Here is a 19,298-nt window from a genome sequence, read left to right as displayed (position 1 = left end):
CTTTCTAAAATACGAGCAAAGGTAAATCCCACTTATGGAATTTACGCAACACTAATCATTATTATAGAAAAGTTTTAAGATTTAACTTTAATTATTTGAAATATATAGAATTTGCTTAGATTTTAACAACTTGGCATCAAATTGATGCCAAGCCTTTTTCAAGATCTGCAATGACGTCATCGGCTGACTCTAAACCAACCGAAACACGTATTAGATTTTCGGTAATTCCAGCGCGCGCCTTTTCTTCATCACTTAAACGACCATGCGTCGTTGTCGCAGGATGAGTAATTGTGGTTTTCGCATCACCCAAGTTAGCAGTCAACGACAAGAACTCAACGCCATCAATGACATTCCAAGCTTGCTCGCGACCACCTTTCACTCGAAATGAAAGCACACCACTTGCACCTTTCTGCTGACGTTTTGCCAACTCATAATAGGGATGAGATTCAAGACCAGCGTAAAATACTTGCTCTACTTGCGGCTGCTGCTCCAGCCAGCGAGCTACTTTAAGCGCATTCTCAGAGTGCGCCTTCATTCTGAGACTCAAAGTTTCCAAGCCTTTCAGGAACACCCATGCATTAAACGGACTCATCGCAGGGCCAGCAGAACGCATATAACCATGCACTTCCGCCATCAGCTCGTTACTTCCCACAACAAGCCCGCCTAAGCAACGTCCCTGCCCGTCAATATATTTGGTCGCAGAGTGAATAATAATATCCGCCCCCATCGACAAAGGTTGTTGAAGCGCAGGCGTGCAGAAGCAGTTATCAACAATGAATAAACACTGCTGATCTAAGCTTTTCGAATCAATAATGCTTCGAAGTCGCTCTAAGTCGACCACTTCACATAAAGGGTTGGACGGCGTTTCGACAAATACAACTCTAGTATTTTGCTTCAGTCCGGACTCCCAAGCCTCATAATCAACTAGGTCAACAAACTCGACATCAACGCCGAATTTCGACATAAATTTTTCTAAGAAAACCGTTGTGGTTCCAAAAACGCTACGCGAACATAAAACATGATCGCCCTGCTTAAGAACAGCCATAAAGGTCGCCATAATTGCAGACATACCTGAGGCTGTTGCCACTGCACGCTCACCACCCTCTAAGGCAGCAATGCGCGTTTCTAGCATAGTAACGGTTGGATTTGTAAAGCGGGCATAAACATTTCCAGGAATATCACCTGAGAATCGCTGCGCGGCTTCTTCCGCGGAATTGAAAACAAAACTGGATGTTGGAAAAATAGCTTCGCTATGCTCAAGCTCAGGACTGCGAATCTGGCCAGAGCGAATCGCTAAGGTCTCCACCGATAAACCTTCAAGATTCGGTTCAGGGATGGTGGCCTTCAAATTCTTGCTTTTAGGCATTATGTATCTCTAGATTACTGGGCTAACCTGCGTTATGCAGGCTTAATTGCTCTTCACCCTCTAGTATACTTGCTTCTTGAGATTTACTGGCATCATTTCTACTTCTTTCCAAACGCTCTAGATAAGCGTCATCAATATCACCAGTCACATAGTTACCATCGAACACCGAGCAATCAAATTTAGTGATCTCAGGATTACCAGCACTCACCGCATCGACCAAATCATCTAGATCCTGATACAACAACCAATCTGCACCGATTATCTCAGCTATCTCGTCTACCGAACGATCATGTGCAATCAATTCGTTCGCCGCAGGCATATCAATACCATATACATTTGGATAACGCACAGGTGGCGCTGCTGACGCAAAATACACATTGCGCGCACCGGCATCACGTGCCATCTGGATAATTTCATTACACGTCGTACCACGAACAATAGAATCATCCACAAGCAATACGTTTTTGCCTTGGAATTCTGGACCAATCGGATTCAACTTTTGACGAACGGATTTTTTACGCTGACTTTGACCAGGCATAATAAAGGTACGCCCAATGTAACGATTTTTGATGAAACCTTCGCGATACTTCACACCCAGCTCATTCGCCATTTCCATCGCGCTCGTTCGGCTTGTATCAGGAATTGGAATAACGACGTCAATATCGTGATCAGGGCGAAGCTTCAGGACTTTCTTCGCTAAAGTAGAGCCCATTCTTAAACGCGCTTTGTATACAGAAATATCATCAATCATTGAATCAGGGCGCGCGAAATACACATGCTCAAAAATACAAGGCGTTAAGGTCGCACTTTCAGCGCAAAGCTCATTATGAAATGAACCATCGTTTTCAATATAGATCGCCTCACCCGGCTCAATATCACGAACTAATTCGAAGCCAGCAGCATCCAAGGCAACACTTTCAGAAGCGACCATATATTCTGTACCAAATTCTGTTTCTCTTTTACCAAAACAGGCTGGTCGAATGCCATTCGGATCTCTGAATGCAAGCACCCCATACCCAGTGATCATGGCAACCACGGCATAAGCGCCACGAGCACGTTTATGCACCTCTTTAACGGCTGCAAAAATTTCGACATGCGTTGGAATTAGTTTGCCTTGGTTTTGTAACTCATGCGCTAGAACATTTAAAAGCACTTCAGAGTCAGAAGTCGTATTGATATGACGAAGATCTGATTTAAGAACACCATCAGACAATTCGATGGTATTCGTTAAATTACCGTTGTGCGCAAGCGTAATACCGTAAGGCGAGTTCACATAGAAAGGTTGTGCTTCGGCTGAGCTAGAACTACCCGCCGTCGGATAACGAACATGCCCGATACCTACATTACCCTGTAATTGGCGCATGTGACGAGTACGAAAAACATCGCGCACGAGCCCGTTGTCTTTACGCAGAAAAAAACGATCGTCCTGACAGGTAACGATGCCCGCGGCATCCTGGCCACGATGTTGAAGCACCGTCAGTGCATCAAAGAGAGTTTGGTTTACGTTAGACTTCCCCACGATGCCGACAATACCGCACATATCGCATTCCTCAGAATTTTGTATTCGCTATAAAAGATGACAATTCATCGACCCCGGATCCAAAAACAGACCGAGTCCAATATTCAACCACTGTTAACTGCTCGATAACTACAGAATCTGACCACCAAGTTTCTTTAGACCAAGGCGTATAACGCACAATCGCGACAAGCGCTATACAGACCACAACACCTCTAGCCATCCCAAACACCATACCTAGAACGCGATCAAGCGTGCTCAAACCAGTCACTTTAATCAGCATCGAGACAAGATGACTAACGACAGCACCAACCAGCAAGGTCACAATAAAAAGGATTGCAAACGAGGCCGCTAATAACATAACGGGGTCAGCAATATGTGGAGACAACAAAGTTTGAGCTTGTGGCTGAAAACTTCTAGCCACGATAAAAGCAATCACCCAAATAACCAGTGAAAGCGCTTCTTTAGTAAAACCACGAAGAATACTGATTAGGCTTGAGAAAACAATTATCCCCAATAGAGCCCAATCCGCCCACATTAGCTCAAACACAAAGCCTCCGACAAAACCTTCTCTGTCAGATTCGGGCGCATCATAACAAACACCTTACTCATCCCCTATACAAGCCACAAAACAGTGACTATTTTTTTCTTAAATAACAGGAACTTATCCTAACCATACGGTCAAATTAAGCCTCGAAAAAGACAACCAAACTATTCACTTTAAATTGAGAATCCAGCTTTCTTTTTATTCTTATCGCTTCTTTCTTAGTGACGAATGGACCAGCAAATACACGAATAGCAGAGCCCGATTTCAAGGGCTTTGTATGGCCGTCAATACCGGCTTCACGAAGTCTATCTCGCAATTTAAACGCGTTTTCTTTATTCGAAAACGTGCCCAACTGAACCATCCAAACATTCTTATAAACTTTGGGCTTAGAGACTACTGAAGACGAAGGCTCTTTACCTTTGGGAGTTGAGACAGCAACTGGCACTGACGCTTTCTCTGGCGAGGAGTCAACGGTTTTTTCATCCGTTTGCGTTGTCGGTTTAATCGGTTCCGCTGCAGGGACTAATTTAGGGAGCTCAGAATCCGGATCCAACTCGGAAGCCGGTGCATTCTTTTTCACATTGGGATTTGGCTTTGAAATCACCACGGTCTGTATCTGAGGCTTCTCAGGCACTAGTTCAACAGCCTCAGCACCCTCTCGATGCGGCTTATCAAATAGCATAGGTAAGAAAATAACCGCTAAGGAAAGAATAACAAACGCACCGACGAGGCGTTGTTTCAAACCATCTACAGACTCACTCATTAAGATTTAACCTGCTCTCTCAACGCTTCAATCACAAAAAAGGATCCAAATACTACAACAACTGCACCACTCGACATCGCTATGGACTTAGCTCCCTCAAACGCCTCTTTAAGGTTATTGAACGTACTAACCTCCTGAGACATGCCAATCATTTGAGAAGACATCTCTTCGAGAGGACGCGCGCGCGGCCCATCAAGCTCAGTGATATGCCATTGGGTTATCACCCCGTCGAGCGCCAATACAATCTCACGTAAGTCTTTATCCTTCAAGCACGAAAACACAGCAATCAATTTTCGGCCCAAATATTTTTGTTTTAAGTGACTAGAAAGTAATTTTGCCGCCGCGCCGTTATGCGCCACATCGAATAGGATTTCGGGGTTTTCTGAGACACGCTCTAAGCGACCAGAGACCTGAGTTTTTGAAATCGCTTGCGCACATAACTGCAACTGATTGGATTCAAACTCTTGTTGACTTAACTCAAAGATTTTCAAGCATGCCTGCATCGCAAGCGCGAGATTATTATGGGGTAAATCATTATCAGCGAAACAATTCAAAACGACTTCTGAACCCTTATAATCAAATACTGCGCCTTCGCTTAAATCTGACCAACTCCCGAATTCTCGCAAATACATATCAGGATATATATCGTTATTATTTAGTTCTAACCTAACACTTGGTGGGAATGTCTCACCTGTATAGGATGCTTGATGCTTACGAAATACTCCTGCCTTCTCTCGTGCTATTAGCTCTAAGGTATCACCTAACCAATCCTGATGATCTAGCCCGATACTAGTAACGATTGCGACATCAGCATCAACGATATTAACTGCATCTAAACGCCCTCCTAGGCCAACCTCCAACACAGCCACGTCTAAGCGACCAGCTAGAAATTCCTTAGAAAAAGCGACAAACGCAGCTAGTGTTGTAAATTCAAAGTATGAGAGTGAAACCTGATGACGCGCTTTCTCTACTTGCTCGAAAGCGGAAACAATAGACTCATCATCGAGCTCCGAATGTCCTAGGACAATGCGCTCATTGAAGCGATGAAAATGAGGGGAAATGTAACTTGCAGTGCGTACGCCAACTGAGTGCAAGCCTTCAACGATAGCTTGGAGAGTTGATCCCTTACCGTTTGTTCCAGCGACAGTAACAATTCTAGGAAGCTTGTCAGCAATATTTAAAGCATCGAAGACCGTACGAATACGGTCTAAGCCTAAATCAATTTCTTGCGAATGACGTTTTTCTAACTCACTCAACCACTCATTGAGTGTCATCACAACAACCTCGTGATTATGCTTTGATGATCTACGCCACTACTCAGAGTTAGAGCCTGACGCATCAGAACTAGCCGACTCATCATCATTAGCATGGCTAATGCTCGCCAATTCTTTAATGGTCAACATACTTAGAAGTGAATATATGGTTGAGCGCAAGGACGCGCGATCGACAATCATATCAATTGCGCCGTGCTCTAAAAGAAATTCACTACGCTGAAAACCTTCTGGTAGCTTTTCTCGAACAGTTTGCTCTATGACGCGCGGACCAGCAAAACCAATCAATGCATTGGGCTCTGCAATATTTACATCGCCCAGCATTGCCAAACTCGCTGAAACGCCACCGAAAACAGGATCAGTCATAACTGAAACATATGGTAAGCCTGCTTCTTTGAGCTTTTCTAAGGCTGCGGATGTTTTTGCCATTTGCATTAATGAGATTAATGCTTCTTGCATTCTCGCACCGCCACTGGCGCTAAAGCACACAAGAGCACGATGCTCCTCGATACAACAATTCACTGCCTGAACAAACTTTTCGCCTACAACGGAGCCCATGGATCCGCCCATGAAATTAAATTCAAAAGCAGCAATCACTACATCAAGGCCTTGCAAGGAACCCTTGAATGTTAATAAGGCATCATCTTCATCGGTACTTTTTTGGGCAGCAGCTAATCGATCTTTATACTTTTTCGTGTCCTTAAACTTAAGCAAATCGTCAGGCTTTAAGTTTTCACTCAGCTCTTCATAACCTGGATCTAAAAATATCTCAGCACGACGACGCGCGTTCACTCTCAAATGGTGTGAACACTTAGGGCATACGTCTAGATTCTTAGACAACTCAGGCAAATAAAGTGCAGATCCACACTTAGGGCACTTCTTCCAAACACCTTCAGGAATATTCCCTCGAGTCTTGGATTCAGATCTAATTACACTAGGCTTAATTCGGTCTAGCCAACTGCTCATTTACTATTCCAACCTTAGGATAGATTAAGCGTCCATCGCTTGACGCATCGAAGACAGTACTGAGCCTAGTTTATCTTTTATAACCGACAAGTCTTCTTGATTTTCTTTAATCGTATTTACCAATACGCTTCCTACAATAACGCCGTCAGACACCTTAGCAACCGCACTTGCTGATTCAGCATCTGTAATACCAAAACCTACACCAACGGGAATATCTGCAATCGAACGAATGTTCGCAACTTTTTGAGCGACATCATCAGTGCTTAGTGCAGCAGATCCCGTTACACCCTTCACCGAGACATAGTAAACGTAGCCAGAGCTATGTTTGCAGATGCTACGAATGCGATCATCTGTCGTAGTAGGTGCAATCAAAAACACCGAATCCATGCCTTTCGCAGCAACTTTTGGCGCAAAAATTTCTGCTTCTTCAGGAGGTAAGTCGACCGTTAACACTCCGTCTACACCAGACTCCGCCGCTTTCTCAAGGAAGGCATCAACGCCCATACGTTCAATGGGATTCAAATATCCCATTAATACGACAGGGGTGTTAGTATTTTTCTCTCTAAAAGAACGGACAATATCAAAAATGTCAGACAAGCTAGTGTTGTGCTTCAAAGCTCTTTCACATGCCAACTGAATAACCGGACCGTCAGCCATTGGATCTGAGAATGGAACACCCAACTCAATGATGTCAGCGCCTGAATCTACCAAGCAGTGCATTAAGTCTTCCGTCCAAGAAGGTTGCGGATCACCGGCGGTAATGTAAGGAATTAGCGCTTTTTTGCCCTCAGCTTTAAGAGCATTGATTGTAGATTTTATACGACTCATATTATTTTCGCTTAAATTGAAATTCCATCAATGCCCGCAACGGTAAGAATATCTTTATCACCACGACCACTCAAATTAACGATCAGGATCTGGTCTGACTTCATTGTTGCCGCCTTCTTGATTGCGTAAGCTATCGCGTGGCTTGTCTCGAGAGCAGGCATAATGCCCTCAACCAAGGTAAGACGTCTAAACGCTTCTAGCGCCTCATCATCTGTAACAGAAACATAATTCGCACGCTTCTCATCCTTCAACCAAGAATGCTCAGGCCCTACACCTGGATAATCAAGACCAGCAGACACAGAATGCGTCCCCTGTATCTGACCATTCTGATCGCTCATCAAATACGTACGGTTACCGTGCAATACACCCGGTTGGCCAGCACAAAGTGGCGCTGCGTGCTGCCCTGTTTCGATGCCAAAGCCACCCGCTTCGACGCCGTACATCTCTACACCTTCGTCACAAATAAAGGGATAGAACAAGCCGATGGCGTTCGAGCCACCACCAACACAAGCCACTAGCGCATCAGGCAAGCGTCCTTCTTTCTCAAGACATTGCGCTCGCGCTTCGCGACCAATAATCGACTGGAAATCACGCACAAGCATTGGGTACGGGTGCGGGCCTGCACACGTACCGATGATGTAAAAAGTGTTATCGACATTAGTTACCCAGTCGCGCAACGCTTCATTCATTGCGTCTTTAAGCGTATTCGTACCACTCGTTACAGCTTCAACTTCTGCACCTAGCAGCTTCATGCGATATACATTCAAAGCTTGACGTTGAACGTCTTCGGCACCCATAAAGACCTTGCAATCAAGATTCATTCGCGCAGCAACCGTAGCAGAAGCCACACCATGCTGACCCGCGCCTGTCTCGGCTATAACACGAGGCTTCCCAAGATATTTAGCAAGCAATGCCTGACCAATCGTATTGTTAACTTTGTGCGCGCCAGTATGGTTTAGATCTTCACGCTTGAAGTAAATCTTGGCTCCACCAACTTCTTTTGTCAGTCTTTCAGCAAAATATAAAGGTGAAGGACGACCAACATAATCAGCAAGATCTTTGTCGAATTCCTTAACGAATTCCGGATCATTTTTAAGTTCGCGGTACTTTGCTTCTAGTTCGTTCAATGCCGCGAATAAAGTTTCCGAAACGAAGCGACCACCGTAAGGCCCAAAGTGGCCAGTATCACTTGGTAAAGTACTTAGAAACTGTTCGGTAAACTTAGCGTTAGCTTCTGCTCCCACAGGACACCTCTTGTAAAAATTGTTGTATCAATTGTGATGACTTGATGCCCTTTGATGCTTCAACACCACCACTCACATCAACCGCGTATGGTTGAACGTGCGCAATTGCTTTCGCCACGTTTTGATGAGTAAGACCACCCGCTAAAATTAGCGGCTTAGATCGCTGAACAGGTAAAAGATCCCAGTCAAATGTTTCGCCAGTTCCGCCCTGCACACCAGCTTTGTAGGTATCTACGAGGATACCGGTCGCGGTTGGATAATTATTTTCGGCGTTCGTAACATCCTCAGATGAACGTACACGCAACGCCTTAATGTATGGTACGCCGTAACCCTGACAATCAGATTCACTTTCATCCCCGTGAAATTGGAGCAAAGTCACTGGCAACTCTTTACACACCTGATGGATAAGAGAGGGTTCTGCGTCTACAAACAACGCGACAACACCAACAAACGGAGGTAGTACGGTGCAAATCTCTTTCGCTTGATCAACCGTTACAGAACGAGGGCTTGGCGCATAAAAAACCAGACCAATAGCATCAGCTCCTGCAGATACCGCAGCAAGGGCATCTTCAGGTCGAGTAATACCGCAGATTTTTGTTCGTGCGCGCGAATTAGAGAGCATAAAAGCAAACACTTATCAGAATAAATCGAGAGAATCTTCACTAAGTGTGAAGCCCGCAGCAGGCCAGTATAACTGTTTGAAGCTTTTTACAGAAGATCGTAAAAACAATAAACCTTTGGCATGTGGACTAATCGACCAAAGATTAGTACCGCTATTTATTATTTCCTTGTCGCGCGATATCCCACATATCTGCAGGAGAAATAACATCCCAATCAACTTTATTAGAGTCTGACATCGCCAGCATTGCCTGAATCAAGCTTGGCGCGCCGCCTGAGGGGGGCAAATCATATTGATCGGGATAGCCCACATCCGTTAAAAACAAACCATAAGGCTGAGCAGTCACATCGGCTTTAGTACGATCTTTCGCCGCAAGCACTTCAGCACACCACTCCACTGGATTTCGACCCGCACCTATCGACATAAGGACGCCCGCGATATTACGCACCATATGATGCAAGAAGGCATTGCCCTGAATATCCAGCACAAGAATATTACCGAAACGATTTACGCGAACGTGGTCGATATGCCGAAACGGCGATTTACTCTGACATCCAACGGCACGAAACGAAGTAAAATCATGCTCGCCCACCAAGCATTGTGCCGCTCGATGCATCAGCGACTCATCTAAAGCGTAATGACACCAAGTCATTTCGTCATAAAAATGCGCTGGTCGAATAGGATGATTAAAGATCACATAGTTATAGCGGCGATTAAACGCAGAAAAACGTGCATGAAACTCATCTGAAACCGGCTGCACCCAAGAAACAGAAATATCTGACGGCAGATTTGCGTTACAACCAAAAACCCAGGAGCGCGCAGTTCTTACAGATGTGGTATCAAAATGAACAATCTGATAACTCGCATGAACAGCTTTATCAGTACGACCCGCACACACAACTTCGACAGTATGGTTTGCGACACGAGAAATCGCAGCTTCTAATTCAGCCTGCACAGAGGGGACACCGCTTTTTTGAGACTGCCAGCCACAATAAGCACTCCCTTTGTACATCAATCCTAACGCAATGCGGCCAGTAACGTGATCGTTACCGGCCGCAATATTCATATCTGCCATACTTATTTAGAAATAGAATCTATCAGTTCATTCGCTTGCTGCTTCTGCTGATCAGAGCCTTCTTGCTGAACTTCAACTAAAATCTCTTTAGCGCCTTCGGTGTCACCCATATCGATATAAGCGCGCGCCAAATCCAACTTAGTAGACACCTCATCGGTTCCTTCTAAGAAGTCGAAATCTTCGTCATCACTTAATTCCGGCTCGAAATCATCTGCATCGCCCAACGCTTCAGCCGCTTCATCTAGGGTCTCGTCTGTGATGGTGAGTTCGTCATCTCCTAGATCAAGGACATCTGAAGCACCTTCGTCTGCTTCAGCATTTTCAGTCAACGAATCTTCCAGCTCCAAATCATCCAGCTCATCAAGAGCATCTCCAAGGTCCTCGGATTCAGAATCATCCAATTCTAGGGAATCTAGCTCTTCAGCATCTAAGGACAACTCTTCTTCAGATTCAGAGTCAAAATCTAAATCCAAGGCTTCGTCCAACTCTAGGCTAAGATCATCCGCATCTACCTCTTCCACTGCCGACTCAAGGCTTTCAGCTTCAGAAGCTGCACCCGCATCTTCATCAAGACCTAAAGCCTCATCATCAAGTGATAACTCATCACTCAAATCCAAATCAATTTCAGCTTCGTGATTTAACTCTGCATCACTTAGCGACAATTCATCGTCTTCATCTACGAGATGAGACGAAGCTGCATCTGCAACCGATGCATCATTGTCAGCATCCAACTCAAGCTCTTCTGCTTTGTCAGAGTCACCACCAAGATCTAAATCTTCTGATGAGAAATCGATACCTGGATCAACTTCTAGTTCTTTATCACTTTCATCAAGCTCCAAATCGATATCTAAATCGATATCTAAATCTTCTGAAGAAAAATCTATATCACCAGCAACCTCTTCAAGCGCTTCTTCAGCGTATGAGTCTTCGGAATCTTCCAAGCTTGCAGGAGACTCAGAGTCTAGCACCTCTTCTTGAATAGTTTCTGCAACTTCGCTTTCTTCCTGCTCAACCGTATCGAAGTCAAAGTTGTTATCGTCTCCAGATAAAAGCGCCTGCTCTTCATCCTCGTCTAACAAATGCTCTACTTCTTCTGCACTACCAGCATCTGCTTTCTGATTTGCAAGCTCTTCTAAACGCTCATTCAGCTCAACACGAATCTGTGCGGCTTTTTCAAGCGCATCTTGATCCTGGATAGCCGACAACTCACTAAACTGCTTTTCAAACGAATCTGAATCGCCAAGGTCGCGATACACTTCTAATAATTTAAGACGATAATCAACACGAACCGGATCGTTCGAAATACCATCTTCTAAAATCTGAGCTGCCTGATCCAAGCGACCATAAGCGATATATACATCAGACTCTGCAATTACGTCCTCTTCTGGTGAAGCAGGCGCATCTTCCTCTACAAACTCTTCATCCGCTTCTTCTTCGACAACTCCGGCAGGTTCTTCCAACTCTTCATCAGCCGATTCAAGTTCAGCAGACTCATCAGATTCAACCGTCTCATATTCTTCTTCATAGTCATCAGATTCTTGCTTTGCACGCGACTTGGAAATCAACCACAACGCAATCAATAGAAGAATCAAAATACCCGCCACACCAGCTTGGTAAAGAGGGTTAGTCATAAGCTTGTTCAGCAAATCTTCTTGAAAGTTAACTGGTGCTGGAGCTTCAGCAGGCGCAGCTTCAGCAGGCGCAGCTTCCGCAGGTTTTACTTCTTCTACTTGAATCTCTGCAACAACTTCAGCCACCTCAACTTGTTCAGCGATCACTGAGCCATCTTCGTTTAGAACTACCGTTTCTTTTACTTGCTCAACAATGACTTCAGCAACCTCTGCAGTTTCTTCAACTGACGCTTGAGAAGCACCCTGCCCGCCGTCAACCTCTGCTTGCGCTGCGTCTAATTCACTTGCACGCATCTGCGACTGCAAGCTCGCTAGCTGATCATTTTTTAGCGTAAGTATGCGCTGAAGGGTCTCAAGTTGCTCTTCAAGCGCATCAACCTTACCGCTTAACTCTTCGTTCTCGAGATTCGCTTTATCGAGCTGCTCCAGAGCAATATTCATTTCACCCTGAGACACACCAGTAGCGTTTGAACCTTGAGGATCTGAACCCGCTGAATCAGATGCTTTTGAATCTTTATCTGGAACAACTAGCTTAAGTTGATCCTGATTCGCCGCAGGCTTTTGTGTTTTCGGAGCTGGTTGAATTGAAGGCTTAGAGGAAGAAGTCGGAGTCTTGGTCTTTGGCTTTCTTAGAGCAGCATTTTGCTCAATAACCGAATTGATCGCCTGATAAGCACTACGCGATGTCATTTGATCGCGCGTTGGCAAGCGCAGAATTTGGCCCGCTTTCATCTTATTGATATTTCCATCAATAAAAGCGTCAGGATTCAAATCCTGAATCGCAAGCATCACTTGTTGCGGACTAACATTCCGATCTGGACGAATGCCTGTCGCGATATCCCAAAGCGTATCTGTTGATTTAGTTGGCCCGTACGTCTCGTTACCAGCCAAGGCACCGGCTTTCGGTTTCACGCTAGAACGCACTGCCAAGTTATCTCCTTTTTCAACGGATGCAGGTGCAGAAACTTGCGGTTTTGCTTGTTGAGAGGCTGCAGGGCTAGCAACGACAGGTTTGTCTTCTGCGAAAACTGGCGGATCGATCAACAGAGCGTATTCACGCAATAAACGACCGCTTGGCCAAATTACTTCAACAAGAAAGTTAATGAACGGTTCACGGACTGGCTTTTTGGTTGTGAGAACCACTTTTGGCTCGCCACTCTCATTGCGCTGAACTTCAAAACGAATATCTGAAAGGAAATAGACTCGATCAATTCCTGCCTTAAGGAACTCTTCTCGGGTCGCCAAACCAGGCAAAATTTCTGCGTCTGTTAAACCACCTGTATTCACCAATTCAATTTCAGCTACCAAAGGCTGATTTAAATTAGAATTAACCTTTGCATCGCCTAAACCCAAAGCATGAGTTAAACCTGCATAACCTGCGGACGCCAAGGTCAATACAATAGCCAGTTTGCGGATCATTACGCCTTTCCCTTAAATTTTCGGTTCAATCTCAATTAGCTACAGCTACAACATACTTCTATAAAGCAGTTTAAAAAACAGCCACAATCACTTGCTTTTATTGAGAAAAATAAAATTTTACATTTTGGTAAGTATCGATCATCAAACCAAAATTATCAACTGAACTTTTACTACATAACTATTAACAATAGTCAGCTTTTTGAGTTCTGCCTCCTTTCCTATTGCCAATAAAAAAGCCCATCTGTTTTCACAGACGGGCTTTTAATCTGCTTACCGACTTTATCGGCAAGTGAAGCTAAGTCTCAAGCTTCCAAAACTATCCGTAACATTCTACGCAATGGCTCGGCTGCACCCCAAAGAAGTTGATCGCCAACTGTAAACGCTGAGATATACTCAGGACCCATTTCAAGCTTACGGATTCGACCAACAGGAATACTCAAGGTACCTGTTGCTACCGTTGGGCTAAGCTCGTTAATAGATGCTTCGCGATCATTAGGAATTACTTTGACCCAATCATTCGCTGCAGCCAATTTAGCCTCAATTTCTTCGACAGGCAGATCCTTCTTTAACTTAATGGTAAGCGCCTGAGAGTGACAACGCATAGCACCAACACGTACACACAAACCGTCAATTGGGATTGCTTGATCTTGCGTACCGAGAATCTTGTTAGTTTCAGCACCTGCTTTCCACTCCTCACGGCTTTGGCCTGACGGCAACTGCGTATCGATATAAGGAATCAAAGAGCCCGCAAGCGGAACGCCAAACTGGTCAGTCGAGAATTCGTCTGAACGCATTTTCTCTGCTACCAACTTATCAATTTCAAGAATCGCTGACGCTGGATTGTCTAGCTGATTCGCAACCGCTTCGTTGATCTCACCCATTTGAGTAATCAATTCACGCATGTGCTTAGCGCCTGAACCTGATGCCGCTTGATATGTCATCGGTGATACCCATTCCACCAAGTCTTCCGCGAACAAACCTCCTAGAGCAAGCAACATTAGACTCACCGTACAGTTACCACCGACGAAGTCTTTCACGCCATTAGATAGTGCTTCATCGATCACGTGACGGTTAACAGGATCAAGCACGATGACAGCGTTATCTTCCATGCGAAGGGCTGAAGCCGCATCAATCCAGTAGCCATCCCAGCCACTTTCGCGCAACTTAGGGTAAACCGCTTTTGTGTAATCACCACCCTGACAGGTAATGATGAAATCCATTTGCGCCAGCTCACTCACGTCATTTGCGTCAAGCAATACTGATTCCCCCTGCCCTAGATCTGGAGCAGGTAAACCTTTTTGTGATGTCGTAAAAAACACTGGCTCAACTAAAGAGAAGTCATTCTCTTCTTGCATACGCTGCATAAGCACGGAACCAACCATGCCACGCCAGCCGACCATTCCTAACTTTTTCATTTCTATCGACCTTATTAAACCAGTGATTTAAACCAAAGACTCAAGCGCCGCAACAACCGCGTCACCCATTTCTTTTGTAGAGACTTTTGTTGAACCTTCAGAGAAGATATCTGCAGTACGCAAACCTTGATCAAGCACTTTGCTCACTGCATCTTCAATCAGATCAGCGGCTTTGTTCTCGCTCAAGCTATAACGCAACATCATCGCAACGGATAGAATCGTTGCGAGCGGGTTTGCGATGCCTTGGCCAGCAATATCAGGCGCAGAACCATGACACGGCTCGTACATACCTTTATTGTTCTCATCTAACGATGCAGATGGAAGCATACCGATAGAGCCAGTAAGCATTGCTGCCGCATCAGACAGAATGTCACCAAACATGTTGCCTGTAACCATTACGTCAAACTGCTTCGGCGCACGAACGAGCTGCATCGCTGCGTTATCAACATACATATGACTCAGCTCTACATCTGGATAGTCTTTCGCCATATCGTCAAGAATTTCACGCCACAACACCGTTACTTCAAGTACGTTCGCTTTATCTACAGAACAAAGCTTACCGTTACGCTTTTGCGCTGCTTCAAACGCAACTTTTGCAATGCGCTTAATTTCGCTCTCAGAGTACACATAGGTGTTGTAACCCTGACGCTCACCATTTTCGAGGGTACGTACACCACGCGGTTGACCGAAATAAATGCCGCCCGTTAACTCACGCACGATCAAGATATCAAGACCCGAAACAACTTCTGGCTTCAGGGTTGATGCACTTGCAAGCTGCGGATATAAAATCGCCGGACGTAAATTACCGAACAACTCAAGATTTGAACGAAGACCAAGCAAACCTTTCTCTGGACGAATCGCCATATCAAGCGCATCCCACTTAGGACCACCTACAGCACCAAGTAAAATCGCGTCAGACGCTTTTGCTTTATCTAGCGTCTCATCAGGAAGCGGAACACCCGTCGCGTCAATCGCAGAACCACCAACCAAAGCATGGTCAGTCTCTAGACCAAGACCTAACTTATCATTTACAAGATCAAGAACGCGTTCTGCTTCCGCAACGATTTCAGGACCAATGCCATCACCTGGCAATAACAAAACTTTTTTAGACATATCTAACTTTCCAATAAACTTTCAAATTCTTTCGCGTGCTTGCGCTTATTAAGCACCTTGAATCGCATCAAACAACCAAGGCGTTTCTTGGCGACGACGTGCTTCGTATTCTTTAATCTTCTCTTCGCTCTCTAGCGTCACGCCAATATCATCCAAACCGTTCAACAAGCAGTGCTTACGGAATGCATCGATTTCAAAGCTAAAGCTTTCACCGCTTGGCGTTGTCACAGTTTGCGCATCAAGATTGATATCCAACTCATAGCCTTCAGTCGCTTCAACTTCATTGACTAGCTGATCAACTTGCTCTTCTGTTAACACAATCGGCAACAAGCCATTTTTAAAACAGTTATTGAAGAAAATATCCGCAAAACTTGGCGCGATCACAGAACGGAAACCGTAATCATCTAAAGCCCATGGCGCGTGCTCACGCGAAGAACCACAACCGAAGTTTTGACGTGCTATCAACACGCTTGAACCTTGGTAGCGCGCTTGGTTTAAAACGAATTCTTCGTTTAATGGACGACCTTCACAGCTTTGATCTGGCTTGCCTTCATCTAAGTAACGCAACTCATCAAACAAGTTCTTACCAAAGCCAGTGCGTTTGATAGATTTCAAAAACTGCTTAGGAATGATCATATCCGTATCAACATTGGCACGATCAAGCGGAGCAACAAGGCCTTTTAATTCAGTAAACTTTCTCATCTCTCTCGCCTCCCCTATGCGCTTACAAATTCGCGAACGTCAACAAACTTACCGGCAATTGCAGCAGCTGCTGCCATCGCAGGACTTACCAAGTGCGTGCGGCCACCAAAGCCTTGACGACCTTCAAAGTTACGGTTCGAGGTAGATGCACAATGCTCGCCCTGACCTAACTTGTCGGCATTCATCGCCAAGCACATAGAACAACCCGGCTCACGCCACTCTAGACCTGCTTCGGTAAAGATCTTATCTAAACCTTCTTCTTCCGCTTGCGCTTTCACCAAGCCAGAACCCGGAACAACCAAAGCCTGCTTCAAGGTGCTCGCCACTTGGCGACCTTTAACAACTTCCGCCGCAGCGCGTAAGTCTTCGATGCGCGAGTTCGTGCACGAACCAATAAATACGCGATCTAGCTGAATATCCGTAATGGCTTGATCAGCCTCTAAGCCCATGTATTCAAGCGCACGTGTAATGCCTTCTTTTTCAACGCTATCAGTCGCATTCGCAGGATTTGGCACGTTATGACTAACTGGCAACACCATCTCTGGTGAAGTACCCCACGTCACTTGAGGCTCGATGCTTGGGCCATCAAGCTCTACCACTTTGTCGAAGTGCGCGCCTTCGTCACTATGAAGATCAGCCCATGCTTCAACCGCACGATCCCACATCTCACCTTTTGGCGCGTAAGTACGACCTTTCACATAATCGATAGTCGTTTGATCCACCGCAATCATACCCGCACGAGCACCTGCTTCGATCGCCATATTACACATGGTCATACGACCTTCCATGCTCAAATCACTGATCGCTTCGCCCGCAAATTCAATCGCATAGCCAGTACCACCAGCGGTACCAATTTCGCCGATGATCGCAAGAATAATGTCTTTACCTGTAATACCAGGAGCAACTTTGCCATTCACGCGAACAAGCATGTTTTTCATTTTCTTTTGAACAAGCGTTTGCGTTGCTAGCACGTGCTCAACTTCAGAAGTACCGATACCATGCGCAAGCGCACCAAACGCACCATGCGTAGACGTGTGCGAATCACCACACACAACTGTCATACCCGGCAAGGTTGCACCCTGCTCTGGCCCAACCACGTGCACAATGCCCTGACGCTCATCAAGCATTTTAAATTCGACGATTCCAAACTCATCACAGTTGTTGTCAAGCGTTTGCACCTGAATACGCGAAACAGGATCTTCAATACCCTGCACACCACTGCTACGTTCAGTTGTTGGTACGTTATGATCTGGCGTTGCAAGGTTTGCATCGATACGCCAAGGCTTACGATCTGCAATACGAAGACCTTCAAACGCTTGCGGTGAAGTTACTTCGTGAAGAAGCTGACGATCAATGTAAATCAATGAAGAACCGTCATCACGCTCTGCAACAACGTGCGCATCCCACAACTTGTCGTAAAGGGTTTTATTTGTCATTTACGTACACTCTCACTTAATGAATCTAGATACGGTAAAGCGTTGCCAAACAAGGGTTTCTTTACCTATTGAATAAATTGTATTCTCAACCTATAAATAAAACAAAGTCATATTTTTTATAAATACGATTCCTAACAGGAATACGTGTTTGTATCACTTTATTTAACAAATACTATGGATATTGAAGCGCTTCTCGCATTTATAACGATCGTCAACGAAGGGTCTTTTTCTAAGGCAGCTAAGGTCATGCATATTACCCAGCCCGCCATATCGAAACGGATTCAAAACTTAGAAGGCCGGCTTGATGTAAAACTCTTCGAGCGACTACAACGCGAGATCACCCTGACTGATGCAGGCAAAGCATTACTGCCACACGCCTTAAACATCTTGCACAACTTCGACAACGCAAAACAGGCAGTACGAGATACAAGTGGTGAAGTAAAAGGCGACTTAAGAATTGTGGCAAGTCACCATATTGGATTGCATCGGTTACCTTTGATATTGCGCGAGTTCTCCAAACGGCACCCTTTAGTTGATTTGCACCTGAATTTTCTCGACTCCGAAAGTGCTTATGCCCTGCTTCAAGAAAACAACGCCGATATCGCTTTTATAACGATTCCAGAACAACGTCGGGAACATTTCATAACGCATTTGGTTTGGGATGACCCGATGGCCTTTGTATGCGGACACCAGCATCCACTTGCTCAGTTAAAACGCGTCGGCCCAAAAGAGCTATCACAACATGATGCGATTCTTCCCTCAGAATCCACACTCACCTATCGAATCGTCGCCAAGGTGTTTGAAGAAAACCAACTTGAACTAAAAGCAAAGATACCAACCAACTACTTAGAAACCATGAAAATGATGGCCAGCGTTGGTATGGGCTGGTCGGTATTGCCAAAAACAATGATCGACGAAGACCTTCACGCACTCCCCGTTCGCAACCCTGTCATTGAGCGCAAGCTCGGCGCCGTCAGTTATGAGAAGAAACATCTAGGCAGCGCTGCCCGCGCATTTATGGAGATAGCATTAGGAATTTGGGAAGAGGCTTGAGGGATGTCAGAATTTAGACAGTTGCGGACTTTAAATACCTCTCGTGACCAATGCTCACTTCATAGAGAAAAGCCGACGAATTAGAAAATCACCACATAACGGAGATTTTGTGACATTTTTATGAAAGGGTCCGCTTTTTCCAATGACGAGTTTCTCATAAGTGTTTGTAAATAACTGATATAATTGCGAAAAATGGAATTTATAAAAATGTAGATAAAGTGTTTAGCGGACCGGAAGGTGCGTTAAACACACTGTTATATGCAGTAAGGAAGCTATGAAATTTTTAACCCTATTATTCGTTCTATTACTTTCAGGTTGCGGCACAATCTTAACC

The 19,298-nt window shown here is 45.0% G+C and carries 16 protein-coding genes; 1 reads left to right on the top strand and 15 read right to left on the bottom strand.

From position 1 onward, the window contains the following. Window positions 1–136: 136 nt before the first annotated feature. The 15 genes from A3738_RS18115 to leuC all read right to left on the bottom strand — a co-directional run bounded on the left by A3738_RS18115 (window position 137) and on the right by leuC (window position 17,911). Window positions 137–1,366 carry an O-succinylhomoserine sulfhydrylase gene (locus tag A3738_RS18115; protein WP_068481166.1) on the bottom strand — a complete coding sequence of 410 codons (1,230 nt, stop codon included), beginning with the start codon at window positions 1,364–1,366 and terminating at the stop codon, window positions 137–139. 22 nt (window positions 1,367–1,388) lie between these two features. Next, on the bottom strand, window positions 1,389–2,906 hold the full coding sequence (gene purF, locus A3738_RS18110) for an amidophosphoribosyltransferase (protein ID WP_068481164.1): 1,518 nt from the start codon (window positions 2,904–2,906) through the stop codon (window positions 1,389–1,391). Window positions 2,907–2,916: 10 nt separating this feature from the next. Then, on the bottom strand, window positions 2,917–3,432 hold the full coding sequence (locus A3738_RS18105; RefSeq protein ID WP_156502565.1) for a CvpA family protein: 516 nt from the start codon (window positions 3,430–3,432) through the stop codon (window positions 2,917–2,919). A 136-nt stretch (window positions 3,433–3,568) separates the two neighbouring features. Continuing rightward, the gene (locus tag A3738_RS18100) at window positions 3,569–4,192 is read right to left on the bottom strand and encodes an SPOR domain-containing protein (protein ID WP_068480173.1); all 624 of its coding nucleotides are present in this window, start codon (window positions 4,190–4,192) and stop codon (window positions 3,569–3,571) included. After that, window positions 4,192–5,466 carry a folylpolyglutamate synthase/dihydrofolate synthase family protein gene (locus tag A3738_RS18095; protein ID WP_068481162.1) on the bottom strand — a complete coding sequence of 425 codons (1,275 nt, stop codon included), beginning with the start codon at window positions 5,464–5,466 and terminating at the stop codon, window positions 4,192–4,194. The genes A3738_RS18100 and A3738_RS18095 overlap by 1 nt, the downstream gene beginning before the upstream one ends. 39 nt (window positions 5,467–5,505) lie before the next feature. Further along, window positions 5,506–6,429: an acetyl-CoA carboxylase, carboxyltransferase subunit beta gene (gene accD, locus A3738_RS18090; protein ID WP_068481159.1), complete on the bottom strand. Its 924-nt coding sequence runs from the start codon at window positions 6,427–6,429 to the stop codon at window positions 5,506–5,508. A gap of 24 nt (window positions 6,430–6,453) precedes the next feature. Next, window positions 6,454–7,257 carry a tryptophan synthase subunit alpha gene (trpA, locus tag A3738_RS18085; protein WP_068501592.1) on the bottom strand — a complete coding sequence of 268 codons (804 nt, stop codon included), beginning with the start codon at window positions 7,255–7,257 and terminating at the stop codon, window positions 6,454–6,456. An 11-nt stretch (window positions 7,258–7,268) separates the two neighbouring features. Next, window positions 7,269–8,501 carry a tryptophan synthase subunit beta gene (gene trpB / locus A3738_RS18080; protein ID WP_068481154.1) on the bottom strand — a complete coding sequence of 411 codons (1,233 nt, stop codon included), beginning with the start codon at window positions 8,499–8,501 and terminating at the stop codon, window positions 7,269–7,271. Continuing rightward, window positions 8,485–9,123 (bottom strand): phosphoribosylanthranilate isomerase, encoded by a 639-nt coding sequence (locus A3738_RS18075; RefSeq protein ID WP_068481151.1) that lies wholly within the window; start codon window positions 9,121–9,123, stop codon window positions 8,485–8,487. The genes trpB and A3738_RS18075 overlap by 17 nt, the downstream gene beginning before the upstream one ends. A 151-nt stretch (window positions 9,124–9,274) precedes the next feature. Further along, on the bottom strand, window positions 9,275–10,186 hold the full coding sequence (truA, locus tag A3738_RS18070) for a tRNA pseudouridine(38-40) synthase TruA (protein WP_197472298.1): 912 nt from the start codon (window positions 10,184–10,186) through the stop codon (window positions 9,275–9,277). An 11-nt stretch (window positions 10,187–10,197) separates the two neighbouring features. Then, window positions 10,198–13,245: a FimV/HubP family polar landmark protein gene (locus A3738_RS18065; RefSeq protein WP_068481145.1), complete on the bottom strand. Its 3,048-nt coding sequence runs from the start codon at window positions 13,243–13,245 to the stop codon at window positions 10,198–10,200. Between the two features lie 302 nt (window positions 13,246–13,547). Continuing rightward, on the bottom strand, window positions 13,548–14,660 hold the full coding sequence (asd, locus tag A3738_RS18060) for an aspartate-semialdehyde dehydrogenase (RefSeq protein ID WP_068481142.1): 1,113 nt from the start codon (window positions 14,658–14,660) through the stop codon (window positions 13,548–13,550). 27 nt (window positions 14,661–14,687) lie between these two features. Next, window positions 14,688–15,773 (bottom strand): 3-isopropylmalate dehydrogenase, encoded by a 1,086-nt coding sequence (leuB, locus tag A3738_RS18055; RefSeq protein WP_068481139.1) that lies wholly within the window; start codon window positions 15,771–15,773, stop codon window positions 14,688–14,690. Between the two features lie 48 nt (window positions 15,774–15,821). Further along, window positions 15,822–16,475, bottom strand: coding sequence for a 3-isopropylmalate dehydratase small subunit (gene leuD, locus A3738_RS18050; protein WP_068475469.1), 654 nt, complete (start codon window positions 16,473–16,475; stop codon window positions 15,822–15,824). A gap of 14 nt (window positions 16,476–16,489) precedes the next feature. Then, window positions 16,490–17,911 carry a 3-isopropylmalate dehydratase large subunit gene (gene leuC / locus A3738_RS18045; RefSeq protein WP_068481136.1) on the bottom strand — a complete coding sequence of 474 codons (1,422 nt, stop codon included), beginning with the start codon at window positions 17,909–17,911 and terminating at the stop codon, window positions 16,490–16,492. Between the two features lie 174 nt (window positions 17,912–18,085). On the opposite strand from leuC, the gene A3738_RS18040 reads away from it, so the two are divergent. Next, complete coding sequence (locus A3738_RS18040) at window positions 18,086–18,964, top strand: LysR family transcriptional regulator (protein ID WP_068481133.1); 879 nt, start codon at window positions 18,086–18,088, stop codon at window positions 18,962–18,964. Window positions 18,965–19,298 lie beyond the last annotated feature (334 nt).

The sequence above is a fragment of the Oleiphilus sp. HI0066 genome (genome assembly GCF_001635725.1).
Note: the sequence above shows the minus strand (reverse complement) of the source record. Positions and strands in the feature narration are given on the sequence as shown.